Source organism: Aeromonas rivuli, assembly GCF_020149575.1.
Lineage (GTDB): Bacteria > Pseudomonadota > Gammaproteobacteria > Enterobacterales > Aeromonadaceae > Aeromonas > Aeromonas rivuli.
Genome location: NZ_CP079742.1, coordinates 246,225 through 252,500 on the forward strand (window position 1 = coordinate 246,225; position 6,276 = coordinate 252,500).

The window sequence follows — 6,276 nt, forward strand, 5'->3', positions numbered from 1 at the left end:
AGGGGCTTTTTTGTCTGTGGCTCTGCGATGGGCTACCTCTTGGGGATCTGGCTATGAGTCTGAGTTTTGCCCTGTTGGTGACGGGGCCTGCCTATGGCAGCCAATCGGCCAGCACCGCTTACCGCTTCGCTCGCGCCCTGTTGGCGGAGGGACATCGCCTCTCTCACCTGTTCTTCTATCAAGAGGGGGTGAGCAACGGCAATCAACTCCATGCCCCCGCGTCCGATGAGACAGACCTGGTGCGTTTATGGGCCGAGCTAGCCGTTGAGCAGGGGATCCGTATCGATGTCTGTGTGGCGGCGGCCATGCGCCGTGGCGTACTGGACGAGGTCCAGGCCTCCGAGGTGGGCAAGGCGCACTTCAATCTGGGCGAGCCCTTCTGCCTGAGTGGCCTCGGGCAACTGGCGGAAGCGACCTTGACCGCGGATCGTTTCGTGCAATTTTAGGAGGGGTATGAACAAGATTGCCTTTATCGGCAGGCGAGGGCCCCATGGCTCGGCGGCGGGCAGAGAAGGGCTCGATGCCCTGCTGGCCAGCTCTGCCCTGACGGAGTCACTCGCCCTGTTTCTCATCGAGGACGGGGTCTTGCAGCTGGTCCAGGATCAACAGCCGCAGGCCATACTGCAGCGCCATTACGCCCCGACCTTCAAGCTGCTGGAGCTCTATGATGTGGAGGAGCTCTATGTCTGCGCTGACTCGCTCTCTGAGCGCGGCCTGCAGCCAGACGACCTCATCATCGAGGCCCGTTGTCTGCCCAGGGCTGAACTGACCCGGCTTTGGGCCAGTTATGCCATTCATCTGAGCTTCTGAGAGGGGTTATGATCCATTTGATAATGAGCTCGCCCTTCCTGACCCAGGATCTGGAGCAGGCGTTGCGATACCGAAATCAGGGTGATGCCCTGGTGCTGATGCAAGATGCGGTGGTCGCAGCCGTCAGCCCGCTCTGGCAGGCCAAATTGGCCGAGGAACGGCTCTATGTGATGAGTGAGGATCTGCAGGCCCGCGGTTTGGGGGAGGGATCCGGGTTATCCCTGACCATGACGGGGTTGGTGGTGCTGATTGAGGCTGAAGGTTCGCCACATTCATGGTCATGCTAACGTCAACATTAATTGTTATAACTCAGTGGTTTGGCTCTACATCGCTGTCAGGGTCTGTGTCCTTTTACGGCACGGATTGTATAAATCTTGACTCCCTCAGCGACAGGGCATAAAATTTCGCGTCCCCGTATCTGCGGGGAGGATTTTTCACATGTTTATGAAGTCATTATCAGGAGCCTTTTGATGGCAACTATTAACCAGTTGGTTCGCAAGCCACGCACTAAGCTCGTTGAAAAAAGCAACGTGCCTGCGCTGGAAGCGTGCCCTCAGAAGCGTGGCGTGTGCACTCGTGTATACACCACCACCCCCAAGAAGCCTAACTCTGCACTGCGTAAAGTGTGCCGTGTTCGTCTGACCAACGGCTTCGAAGTCACCTCCTATATCGGCGGTGAAGGTCACAACCTGCAGGAACACTCCGTTGTTCTGATCCGTGGCGGTCGTGTCAAGGATTTGCCAGGTGTTCGTTATCACACCGTTCGTGGTGCGTTGGACTGTGCCGGTGTTAAAGACCGTAAGCAATCTCGCTCCAAGTATGGCGTGAAGCGTCCGAAAGCTTAATGGTTCTCCGTTAAGTAAGGCCAAACGTTAATTCGTTTCTAGTTAGATAACTTTCTAGTTTTGGGTAACCCCTGAAGTTACGGAGAATTTGAAATGCCAAGACGTCGTGTTGTTGGTCAGCGTAAAATCCTGCCAGATCCCAAGTTCGGATCAGAGCTGCTGGCTAAATTTGTCAACGTAGTAATGGTTGACGGTAAGAAATCTGTTTCCGAAGCCATCGTTTACGGTGCTCTGGACATCATTGCCACCAAATCCGGCAAAGATCACCTGGCTGTATTCGAAGAAGCCCTGGACAACATTCGTCCGTCCGTCGAGGTTAAATCTCGTCGTGTCGGTGGTGCAACCTATCAAGTGCCGGTAGAAGTTCGCCCGGTACGTCGCAATGCCCTGGCAATGCGTTGGTTGGTTGATGCCGCTCGTAAACGTGGTGAAAAATCAATGGCTCAGCGCCTGGCTGGCGAGCTGCTGGATGCCGCTGACAATAAGGGTTCGTCTGTCAAGAAACGTGAAGACGTTCACCGTATGGCTGAAGCGAACAAAGCCTTCGCTCACTTCCGCTGGTAATCCGCTTGCGCAGGGTCTGCTAAAGATCCTGCGCACCTTCAATTATCTAGGGACAAGCTCCTTAGTAAGAGGATGACAATGGCTCGTACAACCCCCATTGAGCGCTACCGTAATATCGGTATCTCCGCTCACATCGACGCCGGTAAGACTACTACTACCGAACGCGTACTGTTCTACACCGGTGTTAGCCATAAGATCGGCGAAGTGCATGATGGCGCCGCCACCATGGACTGGATGGAACAAGAGCAAGAGCGTGGAATCACTATCACCTCTGCTGCGACCACCGCATTCTGGTCCGGCATGGGCAAACAGTATCAACCGCACCGTATCAACATCATCGATACCCCAGGCCACGTTGACTTTACTATCGAAGTAGAGCGTTCAATGCGTGTCTTGGATGGCGCCGTGATGGTGTACTGTGCCGTAGGTGGCGTACAGCCACAGTCTGAGACCGTATGGCGTCAGGCTAACAAGTACAAGGTTCCCCGTATCGCGTTCGTCAACAAGATGGACCGTACCGGTGCCAACTACTTGCGCTGCGTTGAGCACATCAGAACCCGTCTGAAAGGCGTTCCTGTTCCTCTGCAACTGAACATCGGTTCAGAAGAGAACTTCAAGGGCGTTATCGACCTGGTCAAGATGAAAGCCATCAACTGGAGCGAAGCAGATCAGGGCGTATCCTTCGATTACGAAGAGATCCCTGCTGAGCTGCTGGAGCAGGCGCAAGAAATGCGTCTGAACCTGGTTGAAGCTGCCGCTGAAGCCTCTGAAGAGCTGATGGAAAAATACTTGGGCGGCGAAGAGCTGACCGAGGAAGAGATCAAGACTGCTCTGCGTCTGCGCGTTCTGAACAACGAAATCATCCTGGTTACCTGTGGCTCCGCGTTCAAGAACAAGGGCGTACAGGCCATGCTGGATGCCGTTGTTGACTACCTGCCGGCACCGACCGACGTTGCTGCTATCGATGGCCTGAAGCTGGATGGCGTGACTAAAGACGAGCGTCATGCGTCTGATGACGAGCCGTTTGCTGCACTGGCATTCAAGATTGCTACCGATCCGTTCGTGGGCAACCTGACCTTCTTCCGCGTTTACTCCGGTGTGGTTAACTCCGGCGACTCCGTGATGAACTCCGTCAAAGAGAAGCGTGAGCGTTTTGGCCGTATCGTTCAGATGCATGCCAACAAGCGTGAAGAGATCAAAGAAGTTCGCGCAGGCGATATCGCTGCTGCCATCGGTCTGAAAGACGTGACCACTGGTGACACCCTGTGTGACGAAAAATCCCCGATCATCCTCGAGCGTATGGAATTCCCGGAGCCGGTAATCTCCATCGCGGTTGAGCCTAAAACCAAGGCTGACCAAGAGAAGATGGGTCTGGCACTCGGCCGTCTGGCGCAGGAAGATCCGTCTTTCCGTGTATGGACTGACGAAGAATCTGGCCAAACCATCATCGCCGGTATGGGTGAGTTGCACCTGGACATCATCGTTGACCGTATGCGTCGCGAGTTCAAGGTTGAAGCGAACGTTGGTAAACCGCAGGTTGCCTACCGTGAAACCATTCGTGAAACCGTCAAGGATATCGAAGGTAAGCACGCCAAGCAGTCTGGTGGTCGTGGTCAGTATGGTCACGTCATCATCGATATGTACCCGCTGGAAGCTGGCAAAACCTATGAATTCGTTAACGATATCAAAGGTGGCGTGATCCCTGGTGAATACATCCCAGGTGTTGATAAGGGTCTGCGCGAGCAGCTCAAATCCGGCCCGCTGGCAGGCTATCCAGTCATGGATATCGGTGTGCGTCTGCATTACGGATCTTACCATGATGTCGACTCTTCCGAGCTGGCGTTCAAGATCGCGGCTTCCCTGGCCTTCAAAGCTGGCTACATGAAAGCCAAGCCGGTTCTGCTGGAACCTGTCATGCAGGTCGAAGTTGAGACTCCGGAAGATTACATGGGCGACGTTATCGGTGACTTGAACCGTCGTCGTGGCCTGATCGAAGGTATGGAAGACGGCCCGTCCGGCAAGATCGTACGTGCTCTGGTGCCGCTGGCCGAGATGTTCGGTTATGCGACCGCCCTGCGTTCCGCTACCCAAGGTCGTGCTTCCTACGCAATGGAATTCGCTAAGTACTCCGACGCCCCGAACAACGTGGCTCAGGCAGTGATCGAAGAGCGCAAATCCAAGTAATTTAAGATTCCCCGCCTACGACGGTAGGCGGGTTTAACCTAGAAGGACTACGTCGTGTCTAAAGAAAAATTTGAACGTAACAAACCGCACGTAAACGTCGGCACCATCGGCCACGTTGACCACGGTAAAACCACCCTGACCGCCGCCATCACCAACGTGCTGGCCAAGCACTTCGGTGGTAAAGCCTTCGCCTTCGACCAGATCGACAAGGCCCCGGAAGAGCGTGAGCGTGGTATCACCATCAACACCTCCCACGTAGAATATGACACTGCTGCCCGTCACTACGCGCACGTAGATTGCCCGGGTCACGCCGACTACGTTAAAAACATGATCACCGGTGCTGCCCAGATGGATGGCGCAATCCTGGTTGTTGCAGCGACTGACGGCCCGATGCCGCAGACTCGTGAGCACATCCTGCTGGGTCGCCAGGTTGGTATCCCGTACATGATCGTGTTCATGAACAAGTGCGACATGGTCGACGACGAAGAGCTGCTTGAGCTGGTCGAGATGGAAGTTCGCGAACTGCTGACCGAGTACGACTTCCCGGGTGATGACCTGCCGGTAGTTCGTGGCTCCGCGCTGAAAGCGCTGGAAGGCGACGCTGCTTGGGAAGAGAAGATCATCGAGCTGGCTGGCCACCTGGATACCTATATCCCGGAGCCGGAGCGCGCCATTGACCTGCCGTTCCTGATGCCTATCGAAGACGTCTTCTCCATCGCTGGCCGTGGTACCGTAGTAACCGGTCGTGTTGAGCGCGGCATCGTTAAAGTCGGTGAGTCTGTAGAAATCGTCGGTATCAAAGATACCGTGACCACTACCTGTACCGGTGTTGAAATGTTCCGCAAACTGCTGGACGAAGGCCGTGCCGGTGAGAACGTTGGCGCCCTGCTGCGTGGTGTTAAGCGTGAAGACGTAGAGCGTGGTCAAGTACTGGCCAAGCCGGGTTCTATCAAGCCGCACACCAAGTTTGAATCTGAAGTGTACGTACTGTCCAAAGAAGAAGGTGGTCGTCATACCCCGTTCTTCAAAGGCTACCGTCCTCAGTTCTACTTCCGTACTACCGACGTGACCGGTACCATCGAACTGCCGGAAGGCGTTGAAATGGTAATGCCAGGCGACAACATCAAAATGGTTGTTACCCTGATCGCGCCGATCGCGATGGACGACGGTCTGCGTTTCGCTATCCGTGAAGGTGGCCGTACCGTAGGTGCTGGTGTTGTTGCAAGCGTGATCGCTTAATCGATCCCTGCAATACGCACTAAAAGGGTGGCTTAGGCCACCCTTTTTACGTTTGGCTCATGCCATCCTGAGAGTTCCCTATAACAAGAGGTAATGACGAGTGAGCAAAGCTGCCATCTTTTTGGATCGTGACGGTGTCATCAACGAAGACACCGGTTATGTCAGCCAGGTCGACGACTTCCATTTTCTGCCTGGCGTGATTGACGCCATGCAACTGCTGAAGCAAAAAGGCTATCAGCTGATCGTGGTCACCAATCAGTCGGGTATCGCGCGTGGTTACTTCAGTGAAGATGATTTCATGAATCTCACCGAGTGGATGGATTGGTCATTGGCCGATCGGGGTGTGGATCTGGATGGCATCTACTTCTGCCCTCATCACCCGGATCACGGTGCGCCCTGTGATTGCCGTAAACCTGCCCCTGGCATGTTGCTGCTGGCACAGCAAGAGCTTGGCATTGATATGAGCCGTTCTTATATGGTGGGTGACAAGCCTTCCGACCTGAGCGCTGCGGCTAATGCCAAGGTTGGCCATAAAGTGATGGTGCGTACCGGCAAGCCGATCACCGATGCAGGCATGGCATTGGCCGATGCTGTCTATGACAATCTGCACGATTTCGCCGTTTCTGTGCCAGCC

Annotated in this window: 8 protein-coding genes (1 of these 8 cut by a window edge); all 8 read left to right on the forward strand. The window is 54.8% G+C overall.

Annotated features, from left to right (window positions below; genetic code table 11):
• Nucleotides 1–53: 53 nt before the first annotated feature.
• Nucleotides 54–446, forward strand: a complete 393-nt coding sequence (gene tusD / locus KYK33_RS01095) for a sulfurtransferase complex subunit TusD (protein WP_224431769.1) — start codon at nucleotides 54–56, stop codon at nucleotides 444–446.
• A 7-nt stretch (nucleotides 447–453) separates the two neighbouring features.
• Nucleotides 454–810 (forward strand): sulfurtransferase complex subunit TusC, encoded by a 357-nt coding sequence (gene tusC / locus KYK33_RS01100; RefSeq protein ID WP_224431770.1) that lies wholly within the window; start codon nucleotides 454–456, stop codon nucleotides 808–810.
• An 8-nt stretch (nucleotides 811–818) separates the two neighbouring features.
• Nucleotides 819–1,097: a sulfurtransferase complex subunit TusB gene (gene tusB, locus KYK33_RS01105; RefSeq protein ID WP_224431771.1), complete on the forward strand. Its 279-nt coding sequence runs from the start codon at nucleotides 819–821 to the stop codon at nucleotides 1,095–1,097.
• A gap of 183 nt (nucleotides 1,098–1,280) precedes the next feature.
• The gene (rpsL, locus tag KYK33_RS01110) at nucleotides 1,281–1,655 is read left to right on the forward strand and encodes a 30S ribosomal protein S12 (protein WP_005901832.1); all 375 of its coding nucleotides are present in this window, start codon (nucleotides 1,281–1,283) and stop codon (nucleotides 1,653–1,655) included.
• A 93-nt stretch (nucleotides 1,656–1,748) separates the two neighbouring features.
• A complete protein-coding gene (gene rpsG / locus KYK33_RS01115; protein WP_005901834.1) occupies nucleotides 1,749–2,219 on the forward strand; it encodes a 30S ribosomal protein S7 in 471 nt (156 codons plus the stop codon).
• Between the two features lie 78 nt (nucleotides 2,220–2,297).
• Nucleotides 2,298–4,403: an elongation factor G gene (gene fusA, locus KYK33_RS01120; protein WP_042043649.1), complete on the forward strand. Its 2,106-nt coding sequence runs from the start codon at nucleotides 2,298–2,300 to the stop codon at nucleotides 4,401–4,403.
• Nucleotides 4,404–4,457: 54 nt separating this feature from the next.
• Nucleotides 4,458–5,642: an elongation factor Tu gene (gene tuf, locus KYK33_RS01125; RefSeq protein WP_042644447.1), complete on the forward strand. Its 1,185-nt coding sequence runs from the start codon at nucleotides 4,458–4,460 to the stop codon at nucleotides 5,640–5,642.
• Nucleotides 5,643–5,742: 100 nt separating this feature from the next.
• Nucleotides 5,743–6,276, forward strand: the 5' portion of a protein-coding gene (gene gmhB, locus KYK33_RS01130) for a D-glycero-beta-D-manno-heptose 1,7-bisphosphate 7-phosphatase (protein WP_224431772.1). 9 nt of this gene lie beyond the right edge of the window; 534 of the gene's 543 nt are visible here — the first part of the coding sequence; the start codon lies at nucleotides 5,743–5,745; its stop codon lies beyond the right edge, outside the window.